The following is a 19949-nucleotide window of genomic DNA, read 5'->3' as shown; positions in this document are numbered from 1 at the left end:
TAAGGACAACTATGCTTATGGACAATACCGCTGATATCCTTCTGGATAACATCATGCGTGTGATGTCCGGAGAATATTTCGGACAGACAAAGGCAGCCGCAATAGTAGGCGGAAAGAAAAAACTGGAACGTCTGATCGAATCAGGCAAGATAGAGGCTGTCAAGCCGAGAAACTCGCAGAACGGAAAATGGTTCTGCAATGCCGCACAAGTACTAATGCATTGCAGGAATATGAGAAAGACTGGAAAAACCGGAAAAAAGAAACAAGAATGAAAAAAATACTATTCATTATGTGGATCAGCCTGCTGGCTGTTCCCACTCTGATGACTTTCACTCTGGATAATGAAGGTCATATAACTTATCTGAATGTGATCGGGCTGGTATATTCAATATGTACAGCTTTCCTTTGGGAAAGAATGATGCCCGGTTATATGGTCAGGTATATAAAGAAGTTGATCCGTGAGGATTGATCCTGGTTGCTTGTTATCAGCCCGGAAGCGTCCGGGCAAAGCGGATGTAGCTCAGTCAGGCAGAGCGCATGGTTTTCCGTGAGGTCGGCGGTTCGAGTCCGCCCGTCCGCACCAGTAGCCCGTGAGGGTGAACCTTTCAATCATATTGAATACTAATTAATCAATCAAGCCCGGAAGTGTCCGGGCGCATGGACGATTAGCTCAGAGGCAGAGCATCAGCTTCCCAAGCTGAGGGTCGCGGGTTCAAGTCCCGTATCGTCCACGATGCAATTGCATATTTTTACCTGAAGAGCGGGAGCCGTACCTACCCGTATAAACGTAGCCATGTTAGAGACTTCAAGGCAGTGAAGCAGAGAACAATTTGTTAGATAATAATTTAACCCAAAGCCGCTGGAAAGGACAGCGTGAGGTGGAAGCCCTCTTTTATATGTTATATTCTATATCTTCATTTATCCCGGTGTGTCCTGACCGACTATCCGGGAACAAAGCCCGTGAGGGTGAATTTCGAATCACATAAATGAAACTTAATGCGGGCCGCCTCACGGGATGGGGTGGCTATAACACGCATAAAACAACCGGGGTTCCCAAGAGTTCAGAAAACTGATCTTCGTCGGGGAGGGTTCGATACCCTCATGCGTGACGTCCGTGAGGATAATTGTCTTTTTCATAATAATAGATTAAGATGAGAAAAGCCCACCGTACAGCGGTACGGTGGCAAAACGGAGAAATGGCGGAATAGGCAGACGCACCATTAGATGACAGGAAGGCCAACCTTGGATGTGGCGGACCTGGCAACTCATCCCGGTTCGAATCCGGGTTTCTCCACCATGAACCTGTGAAGGCCTGACTAGTAGTTTTGTCGCATTTACTTTATGTTTGTGATTTCGGTGCATGGTCTGTGAAGATAGTGCACCTTTTTACCGGTTTACAAACATGCTATTAGAATTATAAATTGTATCAGCATATTGGCTGATTGTATTATATACCCCAAAGAATCCCTCTTCGGGGTTGCTATCCAAGTTCATCATCAGGAACGGGAAGCTGGAGAGTAAAATTGTATTCTTTGGCTTTTCCATTCTCCTAATTCTTTGGGAAAATGGCGATAAAATGGCGAAGATTCTGTTTGCCAAACTTGTCAATAAAAGATAACTTTATAGATATAAACAACTAAAAGTCAAACCAATAAAATTAAATTATGGCTGCTAAAAAAGAAGAAAAAGCACAAGGAAGTCAAATCAGAACATTATTGGCTTCCGAGATTGAATGCAGAGTCGGCACGATGAAGCAGAACGGCTGTTCCCTCCTGCTCTATAAAGATGCCCGTGTTGATATGCGTATGCTGGATGAGGTCTATGGTCCAAACAACTGGCAGCGTAGCCACGAACTGATAAACGGAAACCTGTTCTGCACGATATCTGTCTGGGACACTGATAAAGGCGTATGGGTAAACAAACAGGATGTGGGTACGGAGTCCAATACCGAGAAGGAGAAAGGACAGGCGTCCGATGCCTTCAAACGCGCCGCTTTCAACTGGGGAATCGGTCGTGAGCTTTACACGGCTCCCTTCATCTGGATAACGTTGGATTCCTCGGAAATATATGAAAAAACCGGCTACAATGGCTCCAAGAGTTTTGGAACAAATGCCAAGTTCAACGTACAGTCGATTGAATACAACCAGCAGCGTGAAATCTCCAAACTGGTGATTGTTGACGGCAGAGGTGACGTAAGATATGTTTTCGGTGAAGTGAAAGAGAAAGTGAAAGAACAGGCACCTGCCAGAACCGTGCCTAAAAATCCGGCACAGGCTCCTGCCGCTTTTACCGGTGCGCAACTGAAACAGGCAGTTGATGAGATGAATGCCTGCAAGTCACGGGCGCAGGTCCTGTCTGTCTGGAAAAGATACACAGTCATGCAGAACAATAACGAGTTTCGTAACGCCTGTATTGAAATGGGCAAAAAATATCCTGAAAAGAAATGATAAAATTAGTAAAGTCCCCTGTGGTTTTCAATGAAGAGAACCACACCTATTTTCTTGGAGAGAAACAGCTCCGGGGAATTACCGGTATGATCAGCCGGCAGTTGTTTCCCGACAAGTACAAAGGCGTTCCCGACCATGTGATGAGGCGTGCGGCCGACAAGGGCAGCCGCATCCATTCACAATGCGAATTTGTAGACTCGACAGGATTCGAGCCTGAAAGCATCGAGGCGGAGAACTATTTACGTGAGCGCATGAATGCCGGATATGACGCGCTGGCCAACGAATACACAGTATCCGATGAGGAGTACTTCGCATCCAACATCGACTGTGTATGGGAAAAGGAAGGTGAGATCAGCCTGGCGGATATCAAGACCACTTACCGGATAGACAAAGAATCCCTTAGCTGGCAGTTGTCCATATACGCATACCTCTTTGAGAGGCAGAATCCCGGACTGAAAGTCAGAAACCTGTACGGGGTCTGGCTCCGTGGAGACAAGTCCGAGCTTATTCCTGTTGAGCGCAGGTCTGATGAAGAAGTAATGCGCCTCATGGAATGCGAAGTGAAGGGTGAGAAATACCTTTCCACAGAAATAGCACCTGCCGGAAACCTGCAGTTGATGACTGCGGCGGCTGTACAAATGCTTATTGATATCCAGGAAGAGCTGGATTTTGCCAAGGAACAGAGCGAACAGATGAAGGAAGGACTGAAAAACGCCATGATAGAGAATGGGGTGAATGTATGGGATGCCGGACGACTGCGTGCTTCCGTCACTCCCGCCACAACAGGCAAGTCATTCGACACCAAGGCATTCCAGACTGACTATCCGGATTTGTATTCAAAGTATCTGAAATCTGTCGAAAAGAAAGCATCTATTCGTATAACCATAAGAAAGGAGAAAGAAAATGAGTGTGAATAAAGCAATCCTGTTAGGACATCTCGGAAAGGATCCCGATGTCAGATATCTTGAGGGCGGTGTCGCCGTCGGCCAGTTCTCTCTTGCCACGACCAAGCGCGCACAGACTTTGCCAAATGGCACACAAATTCCCGAACGTACCGAATGGCATAATATCGTAGTATGGCGTGGTATTGCCGAAACAGCCAAGAAGTATCTTCATAAAGGGGATAAGGTATATGTCGAAGGCGAAATCAGAAGCCGGTCGTTTGAAGACAAGAACGGTGTCAGGCATACTGTCGTTGAGACATTTGCAGAAAGCATGGAGATGGTAACTGTCAAGCAGCAGACACAACATGCCAGTTCCGATGATGAGTTGCCCTGCTGATGGAAGCCACTATTATAAAGAAAGACGGTAAAGCAACTCTTGACAAACCGTTTGAGTTCATGCTAAGCCTGCTGAGAAATGGGGAATATACCCTCACCATCAAACGCAAGACCAAGCCCCGTACCCTCAACCAGAATGCCCTCATGTGGCAATGGTTCCGATGTATCGGGGCCTGTTTCAGGGAATACACAGGAGAGGAATATTGGAGCACCGCTGACGGTGTGCAGGACATACATGATCTCTACTGCAAGAAATTTCTGAGCAAACAGGTGACCATAGGTGGAAAGACCGAAACCATATCCCGTGGCACAAGCAAGCTGAATACCTTGGAAATGACAAACTTCATGGAAAGCGTGAAGGCTGATGTCAACAATGATTTTGGCATCATACTCCCCTTGCCTACCGATAAGTACTATTCCGCCTTTGTAGCCGAGTATGAAGGCAGATATTAATAATAACAAATTAAAATATAATTATGATTACAAACGATTATGAACCGGAGGAACTGCAGTTTGTCCTGCCGGAAGTTGTAAAAGACACATTCCCTCTTGAACTGACATTCGGAAATGCTGAAAACGAGAAGGAGATCATCAAGGCTGTCAACGAGCATTTCAATGTCATGTTCCCGGAGAATGAACTGGCAATGAGATATATGGATAATTTTGAAAAAGACGAGATCAGAAAGAAGTATTGTGAGCTCGTAGAGAAAGAGCTGCCAAGTGCCGAGGCAGAACTGCTGAGTGCAAAGGAAGAGGCCAAACGACTGAAGGCGGACGCTGAGGAGGCTCTTAATTCGGTTAGCAGACAGATCAAGGATTATGCCGCCAAGGTGACGGAAGGCACAAAGGAAAAGAAGCTGCCGCCAACCAAGACATTCCGTATAGCCCTGAACGGCTACTACCTTTTCTATTCGGTAATAAACGGCCGTGTTCTGCTGGTCAAGGCTGAAAAGATTTCATCTTACGACAAATCTTCCCTGTGGGCGCAGGAGGATAGAAACCGCACAGCCATGATGGAACTGTTCGGACTGGATTTTCCGGCAGTGGAGAAACCTGACGATGATGATTTTGACAACGAACATGACATGATTCCGGATGACAGCGACGATGAGCTAGGCAATGAAGATGATCTGAACGATGCATTGGGATGTGTTGATTCTGACGAAGAAGAAAACTGATGAGCAGGCTACGGCATAAGAGGGGACGCAAGTCGGCGTATGCGCTCTCCCTGACACGGAATCCATATTGGGAGAAGGTTGCAAGGGAAATACGTATCAGGGACGGACACAAATGCCGGCATTGTAACGCCCTCTATCCGCTGGAAGTACATCATATGCGCTATAAGGTGAACGGAATGTCCATAGTCGGTCATGAACTCGAACATCTGGACTGCCTTGTCACCTTATGCGCCTCTTGCCACGAAAAAGTTCATAAAGGAGTTATCAGACTATGAAATATCAATTACGAGATTATCAAAAAAAAGCCAGTGATGCCGCTGTAATGTGTTTTAAGATGAAGTCAGACAGGAACGGTCTTTTGGTACTTCCGACAGGTGCGGGCAAATCACTCATCATAGCGGATATAGCAGCGAGGCTTGAGGAGCCTCTGATTGTATTCCAGCCTAATAAAGAAATATTGGAACAGAACTTTGCGAAGCTGCAAACATACGGAATTTGGGATTGCAGCATATATTCCGCGTCAGTGGGCCGGAAAGAGATCAGCCGCATCACATTCGCCACTATCGGCAGTGTCATCCGGCATATGAAGGACTTCCAGCATTTCAAGAACATTCTGATTGATGAATGCCATCTTGTCAAGCCAAGCGATGGAATGTACAAGAGATTCTTCGAACAGGCTGAAAGAAGGATTGTAGGGCTTACCGCCACCCCATACCGGTTATATTCCTGCATGAACGGAAGTATGCTTAAGTTTCTCACCCGTACCCGTCCGCGTGTCTTCTCCCAGGTCCTGTATTATTGCCAGGTAAGCGAATTGCTTGCCAAAGGGTTTCTTTCCCGGTTGAAGTATTACGATGTCACGAGAATTGACCTGACCAAAGTAAGGAGAAACTCTTCCGGAGCTGATTTTGACGACGCAAGCCTGTCTGATGAATTCCGGCGTGTGGATCTGTACGGCTATCTCATCTCCATAGTGAAACGATTGCTTCATCCCAAAGTCGGGGGAGCACGTAAAGGCATGCTTGTTTTCACCCGGTTCACCGCCGAGGCTGAAATGCTTGCACGGGAGATTCCTGACAGCGCCGTTGTAAGCGCGGATACCACCAAATCTGACCGTGAGAGAATACTTGCCGAATTCAAAGCCGGGAAAATAAAAGTTGTAGCCAATGTCGGCGTGCTTACCACAGGGTTTGACTATCCAGAACTTGACACCGTCGTGCTTTGCAGACCTACCATGTCACTCTCACTGTATTATCAGATGGTCGGACGTGTCATTCGTCCGTGCCCCGGCAAGAACGGCTGGGTCATAGACTTATGTGGCAATATCAGGACATTCGGGAAAGTCGAGGATTTAAGGGTAGAACAACCGGAAAAGGACAAGTGGTGCATCAAGAGCAATGGCAAACAATTAACTAACGTAATATTATAATCATGTATATCATAAGAGGACAAATACCATCAAAGAGCAATTGTTATAAGATTGTTTCTCATTTTGACCCCAAGACCCGAAAGACACATTCCTCGCTTGCAAAACAGGAAGTGCTCAAGGAATACGAAAAGAACTTTTATATCCAATGCCCCGAACGGGGACGGATGATTGAGGGATATTTCAGACTGAGGGCAAAAGTCTATTATAACAGCAAACGGCCGGATTTGGACAACTCACTGAAGATACTGCTTGACTGTCTGCAAATGACGGGAACAATCAAAAACGACCGTCAGTGCGTGTACATAGAGATTGAAAAATTCGTTGACCGGAAAGAACCGCGTGTCGAGTATGAAATAACCCCGGTTGAATTCGGGTAAAGGAAACGCCTATGGCAAGACCTAATAAAATGGGATTGGATTATTTCCCTTTTGACGTTGATTTCTTTAATGATGAGAAGATTGTAGCCATATCCGGGGAATTCGGGATTAAAGGAGAAATTGTTGTAATCAAGCTGCTTTGTGCGATATACCGAAATGGATATTTCATATTGTGGAATGATCTGCTGAAATTCAAACTCCTTAGAGACCTGCCCGGAGTGTCTTCTGAATTGCTCGACAGCATAATGAACCGTTTAGTCTTATGGGGCTTCTTTGACAAAGACCTGTTTGATTCGATGGGAGTTCTTACCAGTGCGGGCATCCAAAAGCGATATTTCAAAATATCTAAAAGGCGTAAATCTGTGGATGATTTTAGATACTTATTAATCAAAGTTAGCGGTTGCGAAAACAAGGAAGTTTTTTCTTCCGACGATGGAGATGTATCGAGCGATATAGTTAATGTTTGCAATGGCGGGGTTAATGTATGCAATAACCCTTTTACTGCCGACATTAATGTATGCAAAAACACCACAAAGAAAAGGAAAGGAAATAATAAAGAAATCTCTCTATCGAGAGATAAAGAAAATCTTCCCCCTCCCGAAATTTTAGGCAAAGAATTAGACGAATGCTATGAGGAATTGTCAAGGGACATGAGTTGGAGTGAAATCGTAACGATGAATACACGTAATTCCGGTTACAAGGATTTTACGGTAGATATGTTCAAAACGTATTTAAAACATTTTTTCGAGAAACTTCAAAACGAGGGAGAGGTAAGGAAAGCACCAAAGGATGCGAAATCACACTTTGCTAGATGGCTGAAAATTGAGCTTGAAAAACAACGAAACAATGGGAACAATAGGAGCTGTTATACAAGCAAGCAGGAAGCTAACGCCTACGCTCTTAGCTTGCTACAACAACATAAGCGAGACCTCGAAGAAGGCTTGGCTGACCAAATGGAAAGACCGTTCTGAGGTTGAAAGAGTATTTTCACCAACTCAATGGGGATATACCCTTCAGAATCCGGAAAAGGCTTATATGGCAGACTGTCCCTCGCTGATGCAGTATGATGCGCTTTACGGCCATGGTTCCTCCGAATATTGGATTGACATACAGGTGTCTGGCATATTCGGGGCTTCCAACAGCAAGGAAAAGGGAGTTGCTGATGGAATAAGAATCTTCTGCCAGTCCTTTGCCTCACAGGTTAAGGCTTACAAACTTTCTGAGTTGATGTTGTTTTTCGCACGCTACAAAGCTGGAAAGTATGATAATTCATTCGCCTCTTTCGATGCCAGAAGAATTGGCAATGCCTTTTTCAAGGAGTTCAGGTCAGAAAGGAATTATGAGCTGGACGCTATAAACCGAAAGAGAATCCAGAATGAGATAGAGAACAGAAGATTCACTCCACCCGAAGGATATTCTTCTTTGAGCTGGTACAACGAACTAAAACGCCGTGCGGAATCCGGTGATGCAGAATCCAAGCAAATAATAGATTTATGGAAAAAATCAGAATAAAGTGGAGCTCCAAAGGCATGAAAAGACGTAAAGAGATATGTGAACGTTTCGGTTTCAGCTCATATCTTACCCTGAATCATGAATCTGAGGTGTATGTCAGAGCTGAGGACCTGCCTGTCTTTAACGAGACTGTACGGCGTGGTTTTCTGACCGTTTTACCCTCTGGTAAAAAGGCGTAAAAATGGCGAAGTTTCTGTTTGTAAAACTTGTTCTCAACGTTTATCTTTATTGATATAACAAACTAAAAGTCAAACCAATACATTAAAACTATGGATATTAAAAACATTCTGATTAACAAAATCAGTCCTTCTCCGATAAATCCGAGAAAGAGCTTTGATGGAGCCACCTGTCCGGATGAGAAAAGCGGCGATGTTATCAACATTAACGATGCTTATAAGATGAAAAGCATGATTCCATTTTTGACAAACAACTAACGACCATGGCAAGTAATGAAAGTTTCAAACAGGCAATCAAAGCCTATCTGGACAAACGGGCGGAAGAAGATTCACTGTTCGCCCCCAAATATGCGAATGAGAAGAAAAGCATTGATGAATGCTGTAGTTATATCATGGGTGAAGCCAGGAAGCGTGGTAACGCCGTAGCGATTTCAGACGAGGAGGTCTACGGGATGGCAGTGCACTACTATGATGAGGACGATATCAAAATAAACCGGCTGCCTGCCGGAGAGAAAACGTCCGTATCATCCTCCGCCAAACCTGTGGAACTCACCGAAGAAGATAAGAAAGCGGCACGTGACAAAGCAATCGCACGGCTAGCGGAAGAACAATACCAGACACTCAGGAAGAAAAACGTCCGAAAGAAAGCGGATGATAATGTACAACAAATGAGCTTGTTCTAATCATGAAACCGAGAACGAAACTTGAGAAACGTGTAACCGGACTAAGCGGCAAACTGTCCGCCGTTACCGAAGTACAAAAAGAATGGGCGAAAGAACATATATTCATCCACGAAGCATATAGGTGCAAGGATGAGCTATGGTGTTCCGAGTGCGGCGGAACATGGATAGACACAAGCAATAGCGAGCTGAGAACCACCCTGCTCGGTGATACGACCGAATGCCCGTACTGCCACCACAAACTGGACGTAAAGGTCAGCCGGAAACGAAAAGTCGAGGAAGAAAAGTACATGTCCATCTTACAGACCGCCGGAGAGTTCCAGATCATAAGACATATACTATGCTGCAAGTACGCCAGAAAAAGGAATTTTGATTTGAACAGCAGACAGGATTATATTCACTATGCTTTCTTTGAAGTGGTTCAGGAATGGATCACCGTCGAGGGGAAACGCACCATCATGGCAAAACCGATGAATATGGGAAGCAGCGGATGGATATATTCGGAACCACTGAGCATAAAGGGTGAATACGGCAGTTACAGTTGGAATTATCGTGGAGACCTATATGCGATATGGGGATGGATATACCCAAGAAAGAAACTGCTCCCGGAATTAAGAAAGCGGGGAATCGGGAAACGGTTCCCCGATGTACCCCCCTCAAAACTTATACGAGACCTTCTGAAAGGTGGCAATGATGCGGAATTATGTATCAAGACCGGGCAGACGGATATGTTGAAGCACATGTACAAAACGGGCTATTACCAACTCCGATATAAACCGTCTTTCAACATCTGCAACCGCAACCGTTATATAATCAGAGATGCAAGCATGTGGAATGACTATATAAGCCTGCTGTCCTATTTCCACAAGGATCTGCATAACGCCAAATACGTATGTCCCAAAAATTTAAAAGCCGAGCACGACAGATTACTAAGAAAGAAAAATGAAATTGAGGCAAGGCAAAGAAGGGAAAGGGACAGAATAAAGGCTATCCAAAAAGAAAAGCAGCTCAAGGAGGATATAGCATCATTCTACAACCGGATGGAAAGATTCTTCGGCATGGAAATCAAAGGCGACGGCATAGTCATCCGTCCGCTTGAAAGCGTAACCCAGTTCTACAAGGAGGGCAAAGCCATGCACCATTGTGTATACGCCAACAGGTATTACAGACGCAGTGAATGCCTGATCATGACAGCCATAGTCGGAGAAAAACATGTGGAAACCATCGAAGTGAATCTTAAATCTTTTCAGATAGTACAGTCAAGAGCCGTATGCAACGGAACATCGGAGTATCATGACTGCATTATCCGGCTGGTGGAGAAGAACATGAGTCTGATCAAAAAACTTACTGCATGAACATCTATCACACAGAACCCAGATTCGACTGCGAGAAATTCGCTCCATGCGGGCGCATCTCCCTGCACAAATGCCGGAAATACAAAGGCAGACTGGATGAATGCAGAGGATGTACGCTTGTACACCGTAAAGCCAAGACGGTTGCCGGTACGGAAGCAGGAAGAAAGGTTTGTCCGCATTGCGGACGTTCCCTTCCGCTCCACCGGTTCTATAACAGGACTGTCAGATATGGGGATAAGGAATACCAATGTCTCACCTCCTGGTGCAAGATGTGTATGAGTGAAGTCGCAGCGGAAAGAAATCGTAATAATTAATTTAAAAATCCAATGAAAAACGTAACGAAAATAGCCAAGAAGTCAGCCGGACTTAGCCAAAAATGTTCGATTTGTCCACTTATGCGAAGATGTACTTTAGAAATCCATAGAGCTTGTTTTGACAGCTTTGTGGAGGGATTTAAGAAAGGAGTCAAGGCGGCAGAAAAGGAAATAAACAAGAAATTCAAAATAAGAAAAATATGAAAACTTACAATATGCAGAACACCCCCAAACAATGGATTGATATAGAAGGATATTCTAAATATGAAACAAACGGAGAACGCGTAAGAAATAAAACTACATGTAGGATAATAAAGCCTGTTAATGGCAGATATCTTCTATATGATGACGATACAAAAAAACAACGTGCTATTTGTGTCAACCGGCTGATGTATGCTGTATCCCACCATATCAATCCCAACAAGTTGGGCAGAGTATGGGTTGTATCACTCAATGGCAGGATAGAATTGAAAACAAGATATGATTTTCTCGAACTTGCACGCTCCAAGATAAAGCCCCAAATGACAAGTAAAGAGGTTGTTCAATGTAATTTGAATGCGCTGGATTGGCTTCAAAAAGTGAAATTGTATTACGATACCGAAGACATTACGGATATAGCATTGGAGTTAAGTAAGTACAAAAAACGTATATGCGCCTATATCGTAAAACGTAAATTCACAAACAGGCCACAAATGCTGGAAGAGGTATGGAGTTACATATATGAGGAAACATTATGTACCATTGCGGAAAGGAAAGGTAATGTATTGGAGCCGTTTAGTTATATGTCAAGAGTTGCGGCCAGTTATTTTTCAAAAATTAGAAGAATGAAAAGAACCGTATTCCAATTCGATGAAGCGAGAGACATATATTGATTCCAAGAAAGAAAGGAGCTAATATGGGATTAAGTATTTATGCCTTAAAATTGGGCGATAAAATATCAAGAGAGGAATATGATAATACCGGGAATGGGTGGTATGTTTATCAAGCGCACGGAATGGAACCGATAAACCATATACCTACGGTTGAGGAAGGCTGCTATAAAGCTGATGTTTTATATTCCGACTGTGATATTTTTTATTCAGAATATTCTATTTTCAGAGATATAATATCACATGTGGTTTTGAAACATGATGTAAAGTACGTTTGGAATAACGTAAACAACTTCATAGGTAAGCCATTCATTGAATTTTTGCAAACATCTGATTGTGAAGGTGCGATAGATTATACGGTAGCAGAAAAGATACTGCATGATTTTGAGAAATACGAGTCTGTTATAAAGCCAGAATTAAATGAATATCTGTGTCGTTTTTTCGATCATTATGTTTGTGTCCTGAAAAAGACTGTAGAGAATAAAGGAATAGTGTATTACTCATAACAAATCAATAAATAACCATGAATAGTGACAGACAGAAGATATTAACTGATTATATTTCCTACTTATATACAACAAGAAGGACTTATGATACCATCGGTAAATATATCAAATATGTAACGGATTTTCTTGAAAGTGCCGAAGATGTCAATCGTCGTAGCTATCTGGCTTATAAGCGTGAAAATGCCAATATTGGGGCACGTTATCCATTGATGAGTGAAGCCATTTGTGATTTATTACATCACCTTAAAATCGGATATAACCGCCGAGAGCAGAAAATAAAGACGTTAGAAAGACTTGATGCCATTTCGGAGAAGAATAGAAAACTGTTGAATGATTTTATAGTGTGGTTGACCGACAACAATGATTATTCGCCACATACAGTGGATATTTATTATACATCCTTGAAGCAATACTTTGAATATGTGAATGAGATCAATATGGAAAACTGCAAGCGGTTTATACGGACTTTAGAAGAAAAATCATTATCCCCACAGACTATCCGTCTACGTATCACCGCTTTGGAAAAATTTTCTAAATGGCTAAAAAAACCGATAGAGCTTAAGCGACCTAAGATGAAGCGCAAGCTCGATGTAAACAATGTCCCGACAGAAGAGGAGTACAACCGCCTACTGGATTTTCTGAAAACGAAATCCAACAAGGATTACTACTTTTTTATCAAAGTATTGGGTACAACGGGTGCCCGTCTGTCAGAATTCCAGCAGTTCACGTGGGAAGACATTATATCCGGGGAGGTAACACTAAGAGGGAAGGGTAACAAGTACCGTCGATTTTTCTTTCAAAAACAGCTACAGCAAGAAGCGAAGGCTTATGCTAAGGAACATGGTAAAACCGGGATTTTTGCGGTAGGGAGATTCGGTCCGATCACACAGCGGGGCTTTTCCCAGCACTTGAAAGCATGGGGAAAACATTGCGGTATTGATTCAAGGAAGATGCACGCACACGCCTTTCGTCATTTTTTCGCTAAAATGTTCCTGAAAAAAAACAAAGATGTTATTCAACTGGCTGACCTTTTAGGTCATGGGAGTGTAGACACAACAAGAATTTATTTACAAAAGAGTTATGACGAGCAAAAAAGAGATTTTAATCGAAACGTTACATGGTAGCCTTGAACCATTTAAGCAGCTTCCGACCCTGATTGACAAGGAAACCATTTATGACGAGACTGGACATGTAGACACCGAGTTTCTGACAGCCATACTGGAGTGGATGTCAGTCAATGCCTCCATTGCTATCGGTGTACAAAAATCATTGCACAGGCTATTAGGCATTGAGGAGAATAAAGAAAGCAAGAAAGGTACAGCTGACAGTGGGAAGAACTGGAGCGTTGAAGAGATACTGCGGCATTGTACCTTGGAGAACGGTTTGTTGAAACTTCCCAATGTGCAGTTCAATAAGAAATCGTATGCCGAGGCTAAGAAATGGATTGAAGAAGCCGGCGGATCTTGGCAGGGTGGAAAGGCTCAAGGGTTTACATTCCCGTTCAATCCGGAGAGGGTGTTCTCAATTCTTAAAGAAGGGAAGCGCTGTAATCTTCAGCAGGAATACCAGTTTTTTGAAACGCCGGCTGAGGTGGCGAACTGGCTGGTTATGCTTGCCGGCGGAATACATGAAAATGATACGGTACTGGAACCGAGTGCCGGCCGCGGTGCTCTCATTAAAGCCATTCATCGAGCTTGTCCTTCTGTAACAGTGGAATGCTATGAACTGATGCCGGAAAACAGAGAGTTTTTGTATACCCTTAGCAACGTAATATTGCTTGATGAAGACTTTACCAAAGACAGTGTAGGTAGTTACACTAAGATTATTGCAAATCCTCCGTTTTCCGGTAATCAGGATATAGAGCATGTCAGGCTTATGTATGATCGATTAGAACAAGGTGGAACCCTTGCAGCAATAACCAGCCAACACTGGAAATTCGCTTCGGAAAAAAAATGTATTGATTTCCGCAACTGGCTGAAAGAAGTACATGGAGAAGTGTTTGAAATCAGCGCAGGCGAGTTTAAAGAGAGTGGCACTTCTATTAGTACAATGGCGGTAGTTATAAAAAAATAATTCAAAATAAGAAAGAAAGGAATAAAATGAAGATAATAGTAAGTTTCTCCGGAGGCAAGGATTCTCAAGCATGTTTAATCCAAGCTGCTAAGCAATACGGAGCCGATAAGATAGAAGCTGTATTTTGCGACACTGGCTGGGAACATCCCGATACATACCAGCACATAACGGATGTATGTAAGCAGATGGGTGTTAGAATAACAACGCTTAAGCCGGAGTTTAATTTTATAGAAATATGTAAGAAGTACAGACGTTTCCCGGATCCTATTCGTAGATTTTGCACGGTTGACCTCAAAGTTAAGCCGATGGTTGACTATATACTATCTCTCCAAGAGAGTTGTATTATCATAGAAGGAATACGTGCGTCAGAAAGTTATAAACGTTCATCTATGGAAGAAGAGTGCATGTATTTTAAATCATACTTTACTCCCAATGAAAAAGGGAAATTCGCCTCATATAGAAAAAAAGATGTGAAGGAGTGGTGTGGAATGTATGATGCCTCAGTTTTAAGATCGGTTTTTCGATGGACTGCTCAAGAAGTTATAGATTGTATTCTTAATGCTGGTCAAAAACCAAATCCACTTTATTCAAGAGGATTCTCGCGAGTTGGTTGTTTCCCATGTGTGATGTCAAATTTGCAAAATATAAAGATGCTTCTGAATGATAAGGAGATGTGTAGCAGGCTAAAGAATGTAGAAGATGAAGTTCGGGCATTACGTCCCGGTGCATCATTCTTTAAGTCGGGTTTCATTCCCAAATACGCTTGTGCAAATCGAAAATATCCAACAGTAGAAGATGTATTTTGGTATGTGACCGATAAGAACGCCACACTTGATGCTTTCGAACCGGAAGGAGGTTACGCCTGTATGAGTATGTTTCATGGATTATGCGAATAATAATTAACGGATAACCGAACAAAAATGAAAATAACCCATCCCAGACCAAGAGAGTCGCCCGATCATACAGGATCTTTGAGAATATTAATATAGTCCTAACAATTACCTGTCAAACAATGATAACATTGAATAAATTGGCGAAGAGATGCCTTGAAACAGCAATGCGCAAAGGTAAAATCAATAATTATACCTCCAGGCGTGCCTTTATCTTATTGATTTCTGTTAAATGGAGGGAATTGCTTGAAGCTTCGAAATATCACAGCAAGCATCTGCCCGGTTATTCAGAACAGGAGATTGCCGCTGCAGGTATCATCATTTCCACCATAACTTATCTAAGCCGTATCGGATGCGCAAATATCGAGCAACTGATCAAGGATACGATAGAGTTCAATGACAACAAGGATGAATAGGTGTTGTGACTGACTTGAGTGATGTTGATTTTAAGTGTAGTTGATAAATAGTGAGTTATGACAAAAAACATTTCTATAAAGCTGCTGGACTTCAACAAGGGCCAGCTCGCCGGGCTTCCGAAGAACCCACGTTTCTTCCGGGACTATCGCTTCGAAGCGATGAAAAAAAGTATTTCCGACTCTCCTGAGATGCTTGATCTCCGTGAACTTATCGTTTTTCCATCAGAAGGCAGATACATTGTCGTTTGTGGTAACCTGCGTTTACGTGCCTGTAAGGATTTGGGCTATAAAGAACTTCCCTGCAAGGTGCTGCCAGACGATACACCCGTAGCCAAGCTTCGTGAATACGCCACAAAAGATAATGTAAGTTTCGGTGAGAATGATATGGATATTATGGAAAACGAGTGGGATAAGGCTGAGTTACAGGACTGGGGTATTGAGTTCGCTCCAGAAAAGGAAAAGGATGAATTCAAGGATCGTTTCAACGCCATATCGGATGACAACGCCCTGTATCCTCTCATTCCCAAATATGATGAGAAACATGAACTATTCATCATTATTTCCGGTAATGAGGTGGACAGCAACTGGCTCCGTGAACGGTTGGATATGCAGCACATGAAATCCTACAAGACCGGCAAGATAAGCAAATCGAATGTCATTGATATAAAAGATGTACGCCATGCCTTGCAAAATAGTAATTCCAAGCCATAAAAGGCATGACAGAGTGTTCGCCAAAAAGCTGGTGAATGATCCCATTGTCTGTGTGGCCGAGAGCCAAGCAGACCTGTATCGTGAATTTAACCCGGATTGCGAGATTGTCACCCATCCCGATGACATCATTGGTCTTATCCCCAAACGTAATTGGATGGCAAGATATTTCGGGGAGCTGTTCATGCTCGATGATGATGTCCATGCCTGCAAAACTCTTTATGCGGAGAAAGGCGAGTCCGGAAGAGTGAAAGACAAAGACAAGATTACCCGGATTATCCTCTCACTCCATGAAATGGCCAGTCTTATGGATATCCACCTTTTCGGCTTCACCTCACGGATATCACCTGTGATGTATAACGAAACGAGCTTTCTTTCTCTTTCAAAGATGATAACAGGATGCAGTTACGGAATTATCTATAACAAAAATACCTGGTGGAACGAGGAACTGAGACTCAAAGAAGATTTCTGGATAAGTTGTTACATGAAGTATAAGGAACGGCGTGTACTCACAGACCTCAGATACAACTTCGAGCAGAAAAATACATTTGTCAATGCAGGAGGGCTGGCCTCTATCCGCAATCAGGAAGAGGAACGGCGGTCCATTCTTTTCATCAAGAAAAACTTTGGTGACAGCATCCTGTTGAAGAGCGCAACCAACAACGGTAAGGACAAGACAAAGCAGCTCGTGCAATATAACATAACCTGTAAATTCAAATACTGATAATCAGATGAAAAAGGCGATAAAATGGCGAAGATTCTGTTTGCAAAACTTGTCAATTACGACTATCTTTACTAATGTAATAAACAATAAGTCAAACCAAAAAACTAAAAATTATGACTATCAGAACTGTTGGAGGCTATGATTTTTTTGAAGTATCTTCTGCAATGCAGAAAGCGATCAGAAGGGCTGACGCAGCGGTTGCAGGCTTTTTCGCTTTGGAACTGTGGACCAGTGGTTACAGGGATTATGTATGGAAGCGTTTGTTCACCATCTCCGCCGAGGATTGCTATGGAATCGTGACCGGAGAAATAGAAGCATTATGGCAGGGACACGAGGTCGTAAACAAGAAAGCCACAGAACCCAAAGGGCGTATCTTTGTAAGCAAAGCTGTTCTTCTGCTGTGCGAATGCCGGAAGAATCGTGATGCCGACCACTTGCAGAACTTCATTTATGACCGCAAGGATGTCGATATAGAAAAATGGATTGAGGATATCAGACAAAGCCCCATACCCATTCCACCTTATACATTCGATGTGCATACCCGCAAAGGCAAGAAGAAGGGACGCACGAAAGCCGAGTTTTTCCGGGAAGAGTATGAAGCCCTGCAACCGCGTGTTCCCGGCTTGTTCGATGATATAGTTCCCCAAAAACAACAGGATTTGTTTAACGAGACCACGGCGCATTAGTCGTGGCCTTTTCATATAGTCAAACCAAATAACATTGAATTATGAACAGAAAAGAAAGACAAGAAGCGAAAACTGGCAGGTACAGGGAACTTGCAGAAAAAGCGATGAAAGAATCTAAGGAGGCTTACAGTCAAAGCCATAAGTTAGTGGAGAACATCCCCATGGGACAACCCGTACTTATAGGGCACCATTCAGAAAGTACTCATCGACGAATTCTGGACCGCTCATGGAATACGCTGGGAAAAGCGGTAAAGCTTAGCGAGAAAGCTGAATATTTTGAACAGAAAGCCAAGGCGGCAGAAAATAATGCCTCAATTTACTTGGGAGATGACGATGCCGTAGAACGGCTGGAAGAAAAGCTGGCCACCCTTGGAAAGAAACAGGAAACAATGAAAGCCACCAACAAGATTCTCCGCTCCAAGAAGCTCTCCGAAATTGAGAAACATGATAAACTGAAAGAGTTAGGATATTCCGAAAACGGGATAACACAACTCTTCATTCCCGACTGTTTTGGTGAAATAGGTTTTCCCAGTTATATCATTACCAATAATGGATCTAATATCCGGCGGGTCAAAGAACAGCTTGAGAGAGCCAGAAAAATGAAAATGACAGAGAATAAGGAATACACCATCAATGGTGTAAGTCTGGTTGAAAATTATTCAGAAAACCGCCTGCAACTGTTCTTTCCTTCCATTCCGGATGCAGACATACGTAACCAACTGAAGAAAAATGGTTTCAAATGGTCACGCTGCAATGAATGCTGGCAGTCCTATCTGAACCATCGGAATATTGACAGCGCGAAAAAGATTATTTCCGAGTGATAGAACAACCACCCCATAAAACCCAATTTATTAACTCTAAAACGATTAAAGATGAAGATGATTGTAACTGGCAGCGAAGGCTTCATAGGCAAAGCCCTCTGTCAGGAATTGAAAAGACGTGATGTTGAAGTGATCGGAATTGACCGGAAAAACGGCAAGGATGCCGCAAGCATTTGCGACATCCTCAAAAACGGAGATATAGACTGTGTATTCCACCTGGCCGCACAGACTTCCGTATTCAATGGAAACATCCCCCAAATCCGGAAAGACAACATTGACACTTTCATAAATGTCGCTGATGCCTGCAACAGATATCATGTAAAATTGGTATACGCAAGTTCGTCTGCCGCCCATCCATGCAACACAACCTCCATGTATGGCATATCCAAATACTTCAACGAGCAGTACGCCTCATTCTATTGCAAAGACGCGACAGGCGTCCGGCTTCATAACGTGTACGGTTCCCTCCCACGTAAAAGAACTCTTCTCTGGTTTTTACTCAATAGAGGAAAAGTCAAACTGTACAACTACGGCCGGAATATCCGTTGCTTTACATACATTGATGACGCGGTACAAGGACTCATCTATGCCTACGGCTCACACAAACGCCTTGTCAATGTGGCGAACATGCAACCTATCACCGTAAAAAGCTTCGCAGAAATTGTGGGATCGTATAAAAGCATTGATATTGAACTGGTGGAGACCACCCGTGAACATGACAATTCTGAACAAGTAGTGGACAGGTACATTTTCTTAGTACCTTTGTCCTACACCTCCGTAGAGAATGGAATCAGAAAGATTTTTGCCGGGCGGAGAAACCAAACGCCCCAAAATTCCAAGACGGAGGAAGGATAGCGCCCAATGAAATTACTTTTTAAGTTTTAATCCACCTGCAGGAAAAGAAGTCTTAACCCCATCTTTTTTTCTTGCAGGCTTAAATATAAAACCATATGACATCAAAAGAAGACAGACCACTGACACTCAAACAAGAAAATTTCTGCCAATATTATGTAGATATCGAAGGCAATGCAAGCGAAGCCTACCGCATGGCTTACAATGCTTCCAAAATGAAGGCAGAAAGTGTATGGACTGAAGCCAGCCTTCTCTTGTCAAACCCAAAGGTCTCCCAAAGGATAAATCAAATTAAGGAACAACGTGCCAAAGATTCCGCAGTCAGACGTGAGGCGGTTGAGAAGGTTCTCTATGATATTGTAATGGCTGACCCCAAAGACTTATATATACTTGATTCTTCAACAGGCAAAGTAAAATTAAAGCGACCCGACCAAATGCCCAAACGTATCCGGAATGCAATGAAGAAGATAACCAACAAGAAAGGAGAAGTTTCCTATGAGTTCACAGGTAAGACAGAAGCCGCCCGGCTTCTTGGTGCATGGAACGGATGGGATGCCGAAAAGACCATCAATGTAAAAAATGACGGCGATAAGATCGGTGAACTGCGCATCGGTTTTGACGAAAACGACAAATCGGATAAATAGAACAGCACACTA

General features: G+C 43.2%; 30 protein-coding genes and 3 tRNA genes. 32 read left to right on the top strand and 1 reads right to left on the bottom strand.

Features of this window, described 5'->3' with window-relative positions; genetic code table 11:
• Positions 1-17: 17 nt before the first annotated feature.
• The 5 genes from BVU_RS14445 (at position 18) to BVU_RS22335 (ending at position 1297) form a co-directional block, all read left to right on the top strand.
• Positions 18-272 carry a hypothetical protein gene (locus tag BVU_RS14445; protein WP_229051060.1) on the top strand — a complete coding sequence of 85 codons (255 nt, stop codon included), beginning with the start codon at positions 18-20 and terminating at the stop codon, positions 270-272.
• Positions 269-469: a hypothetical protein gene (locus BVU_RS14440; RefSeq protein ID WP_011965791.1), complete on the top strand. Its 201-nt coding sequence runs from the start codon at positions 269-271 to the stop codon at positions 467-469. Before BVU_RS14445 ends, BVU_RS14440 begins: the two co-directional genes overlap by 4 nt.
• Positions 470-509: 40 nt before the next feature.
• A tRNA-OTHER gene (locus BVU_RS14435) sits at positions 510-583 on the top strand.
• Between the two features lie 76 nt (positions 584-659).
• Positions 660-731, top strand: a tRNA-Gly gene (locus tag BVU_RS14430).
• A 459-nt stretch (positions 732-1190) separates the two neighbouring features.
• Positions 1191-1297 (top strand) — tRNA-OTHER (locus BVU_RS22335).
• 89 nt (positions 1298-1386) lie between these two features.
• Here BVU_RS22335 and BVU_RS22395 read toward each other — a convergent pair.
• Positions 1387-1545, bottom strand: a complete 159-nt coding sequence (locus BVU_RS22395; protein ID WP_158303739.1) for a hypothetical protein — start codon at positions 1543-1545, stop codon at positions 1387-1389.
• A gap of 119 nt (positions 1546-1664) precedes the next feature.
• On the opposite strand from BVU_RS22395, the gene BVU_RS14425 reads away from it, so the two are divergent.
• From BVU_RS14425 to BVU_RS14305, 27 genes are all read left to right on the top strand, one after another.
• A complete protein-coding gene (locus BVU_RS14425; RefSeq protein ID WP_011965790.1) occupies positions 1665-2447 on the top strand; it encodes a Rad52/Rad22 family DNA repair protein in 783 nt (260 codons plus the stop codon).
• Positions 2444-3364 (top strand): PD-(D/E)XK nuclease family protein, encoded by a 921-nt coding sequence (locus BVU_RS14420; RefSeq protein WP_011965789.1) that lies wholly within the window; start codon positions 2444-2446, stop codon positions 3362-3364. Before BVU_RS14425 ends, BVU_RS14420 begins: the two co-directional genes overlap by 4 nt.
• Positions 3351-3728 (top strand): single-stranded DNA-binding protein, encoded by a 378-nt coding sequence (locus tag BVU_RS14415; RefSeq protein WP_011965788.1) that lies wholly within the window; start codon positions 3351-3353, stop codon positions 3726-3728. Before BVU_RS14420 ends, BVU_RS14415 begins: the two co-directional genes overlap by 14 nt.
• Complete coding sequence (locus BVU_RS14410) at positions 3728-4180, top strand: hypothetical protein (protein ID WP_011965787.1); 453 nt, start codon at positions 3728-3730, stop codon at positions 4178-4180. Before BVU_RS14415 ends, BVU_RS14410 begins: the two co-directional genes overlap by 1 nt.
• Positions 4181-4203: 23 nt before the next feature.
• Positions 4204-4905, top strand: a complete 702-nt coding sequence (locus BVU_RS14405; RefSeq protein WP_011965786.1) for a hypothetical protein — start codon at positions 4204-4206, stop codon at positions 4903-4905.
• On the top strand, positions 4905-5180 hold the full coding sequence (locus BVU_RS21745) for an HNH endonuclease (protein WP_011965785.1): 276 nt from the start codon (positions 4905-4907) through the stop codon (positions 5178-5180). The genes BVU_RS14405 and BVU_RS21745 overlap by 1 nt, the downstream gene beginning before the upstream one ends.
• Complete coding sequence (locus BVU_RS14400; protein WP_011965784.1) at positions 5177-6334, top strand: DEAD/DEAH box helicase; 1158 nt, start codon at positions 5177-5179, stop codon at positions 6332-6334. The genes BVU_RS21745 and BVU_RS14400 overlap by 4 nt, the downstream gene beginning before the upstream one ends.
• A 2-nt stretch (positions 6335-6336) precedes the next feature.
• A complete protein-coding gene (locus BVU_RS14395; protein ID WP_011965783.1) occupies positions 6337-6711 on the top strand; it encodes a RusA family crossover junction endodeoxyribonuclease in 375 nt (124 codons plus the stop codon).
• 29 nt (positions 6712-6740) lie between these two features.
• Complete coding sequence (locus BVU_RS22835) at positions 6741-7682, top strand: DUF4373 domain-containing protein (protein WP_241510162.1); 942 nt, start codon at positions 6741-6743, stop codon at positions 7680-7682.
• Complete coding sequence (locus BVU_RS14380) at positions 7567-8223, top strand: hypothetical protein (protein ID WP_373259863.1); 657 nt, start codon at positions 7567-7569, stop codon at positions 8221-8223. Before BVU_RS22835 ends, BVU_RS14380 begins: the two co-directional genes overlap by 116 nt.
• A complete protein-coding gene (locus BVU_RS22250) occupies positions 8205-8402 on the top strand; it encodes a hypothetical protein (protein ID WP_105093543.1) in 198 nt (65 codons plus the stop codon). The genes BVU_RS14380 and BVU_RS22250 overlap by 19 nt, the downstream gene beginning before the upstream one ends.
• A gap of 90 nt (positions 8403-8492) precedes the next feature.
• Complete coding sequence (locus BVU_RS22390) at positions 8493-8657, top strand: hypothetical protein (RefSeq protein WP_158303738.1); 165 nt, start codon at positions 8493-8495, stop codon at positions 8655-8657.
• A 5-nt stretch (positions 8658-8662) separates the two neighbouring features.
• Positions 8663-9082: a PcfK-like family protein gene (locus tag BVU_RS14375; RefSeq protein WP_011965780.1), complete on the top strand. Its 420-nt coding sequence runs from the start codon at positions 8663-8665 to the stop codon at positions 9080-9082.
• A gap of 2 nt (positions 9083-9084) precedes the next feature.
• Complete coding sequence (locus BVU_RS14370) at positions 9085-10434, top strand: PcfJ domain-containing protein (protein ID WP_011965779.1); 1350 nt, start codon at positions 9085-9087, stop codon at positions 10432-10434.
• Entirely contained in the window at positions 10431-10748 is a 318-nt protein-coding gene (locus BVU_RS21740; protein WP_011965778.1) for a hypothetical protein, read from the top strand. Before BVU_RS14370 ends, BVU_RS21740 begins: the two co-directional genes overlap by 4 nt.
• Positions 10749-10948: 200 nt before the next feature.
• Positions 10949-11620 carry a hypothetical protein gene (locus tag BVU_RS14360; RefSeq protein WP_011965777.1) on the top strand — a complete coding sequence of 224 codons (672 nt, stop codon included), beginning with the start codon at positions 10949-10951 and terminating at the stop codon, positions 11618-11620.
• Positions 11621-11643: 23 nt separating this feature from the next.
• A complete protein-coding gene (locus BVU_RS14355; RefSeq protein ID WP_011965776.1) occupies positions 11644-12123 on the top strand; it encodes a hypothetical protein in 480 nt (159 codons plus the stop codon).
• A 17-nt stretch (positions 12124-12140) separates the two neighbouring features.
• Positions 12141-13247 (top strand): tyrosine-type recombinase/integrase, encoded by a 1107-nt coding sequence (locus BVU_RS14350; protein ID WP_011965775.1) that lies wholly within the window; start codon positions 12141-12143, stop codon positions 13245-13247.
• Positions 13204-14196, top strand: coding sequence for a restriction endonuclease subunit M (locus BVU_RS14345; RefSeq protein WP_011965774.1), 993 nt, complete (start codon positions 13204-13206; stop codon positions 14194-14196). The genes BVU_RS14350 and BVU_RS14345 overlap by 44 nt, the downstream gene beginning before the upstream one ends.
• Before the next feature lie 26 nt (positions 14197-14222).
• Entirely contained in the window at positions 14223-15092 is an 870-nt protein-coding gene (locus BVU_RS14340; protein WP_011965773.1) for a phosphoadenosine phosphosulfate reductase family protein, read from the top strand.
• 116 nt (positions 15093-15208) lie between these two features.
• Positions 15209-15502, top strand: coding sequence for a hypothetical protein (locus tag BVU_RS14335; RefSeq protein WP_011965772.1), 294 nt, complete (start codon positions 15209-15211; stop codon positions 15500-15502).
• 57 nt (positions 15503-15559) lie between these two features.
• Positions 15560-16213 (top strand): ParB N-terminal domain-containing protein, encoded by a 654-nt coding sequence (locus BVU_RS14330; RefSeq protein ID WP_011965771.1) that lies wholly within the window; start codon positions 15560-15562, stop codon positions 16211-16213.
• Positions 16182-16934 carry a hypothetical protein gene (locus BVU_RS14325; RefSeq protein WP_011965770.1) on the top strand — a complete coding sequence of 251 codons (753 nt, stop codon included), beginning with the start codon at positions 16182-16184 and terminating at the stop codon, positions 16932-16934. The genes BVU_RS14330 and BVU_RS14325 overlap by 32 nt, the downstream gene beginning before the upstream one ends.
• Before the next feature lie 113 nt (positions 16935-17047).
• On the top strand, positions 17048-17620 hold the full coding sequence (locus BVU_RS14320) for a hypothetical protein (protein WP_011965769.1): 573 nt from the start codon (positions 17048-17050) through the stop codon (positions 17618-17620).
• Positions 17621-17661: 41 nt separating this feature from the next.
• Positions 17662-18441 carry a DUF3560 domain-containing protein gene (locus tag BVU_RS14315; RefSeq protein ID WP_011965768.1) on the top strand — a complete coding sequence of 260 codons (780 nt, stop codon included), beginning with the start codon at positions 17662-17664 and terminating at the stop codon, positions 18439-18441.
• 51 nt (positions 18442-18492) lie between these two features.
• Entirely contained in the window at positions 18493-19296 is an 804-nt protein-coding gene (locus BVU_RS14310) for an NAD-dependent epimerase/dehydratase family protein (protein ID WP_011965767.1), read from the top strand.
• Between the two features lie 95 nt (positions 19297-19391).
• Positions 19392-19937, top strand: coding sequence for a terminase small subunit (locus BVU_RS14305; protein ID WP_011965766.1), 546 nt, complete (start codon positions 19392-19394; stop codon positions 19935-19937).
• Positions 19938-19949: the final 12 nt, after the last annotated feature.

This window comes from Phocaeicola vulgatus ATCC 8482 (assembly GCF_000012825.1).
GTDB classification, from domain to species: domain Bacteria; phylum Bacteroidota; class Bacteroidia; order Bacteroidales; family Bacteroidaceae; genus Phocaeicola; species Phocaeicola vulgatus.
The sequence above is the reverse complement of the archived record's forward strand: the minus strand, read 5'-3'. Positions and strand labels throughout refer to the sequence as shown.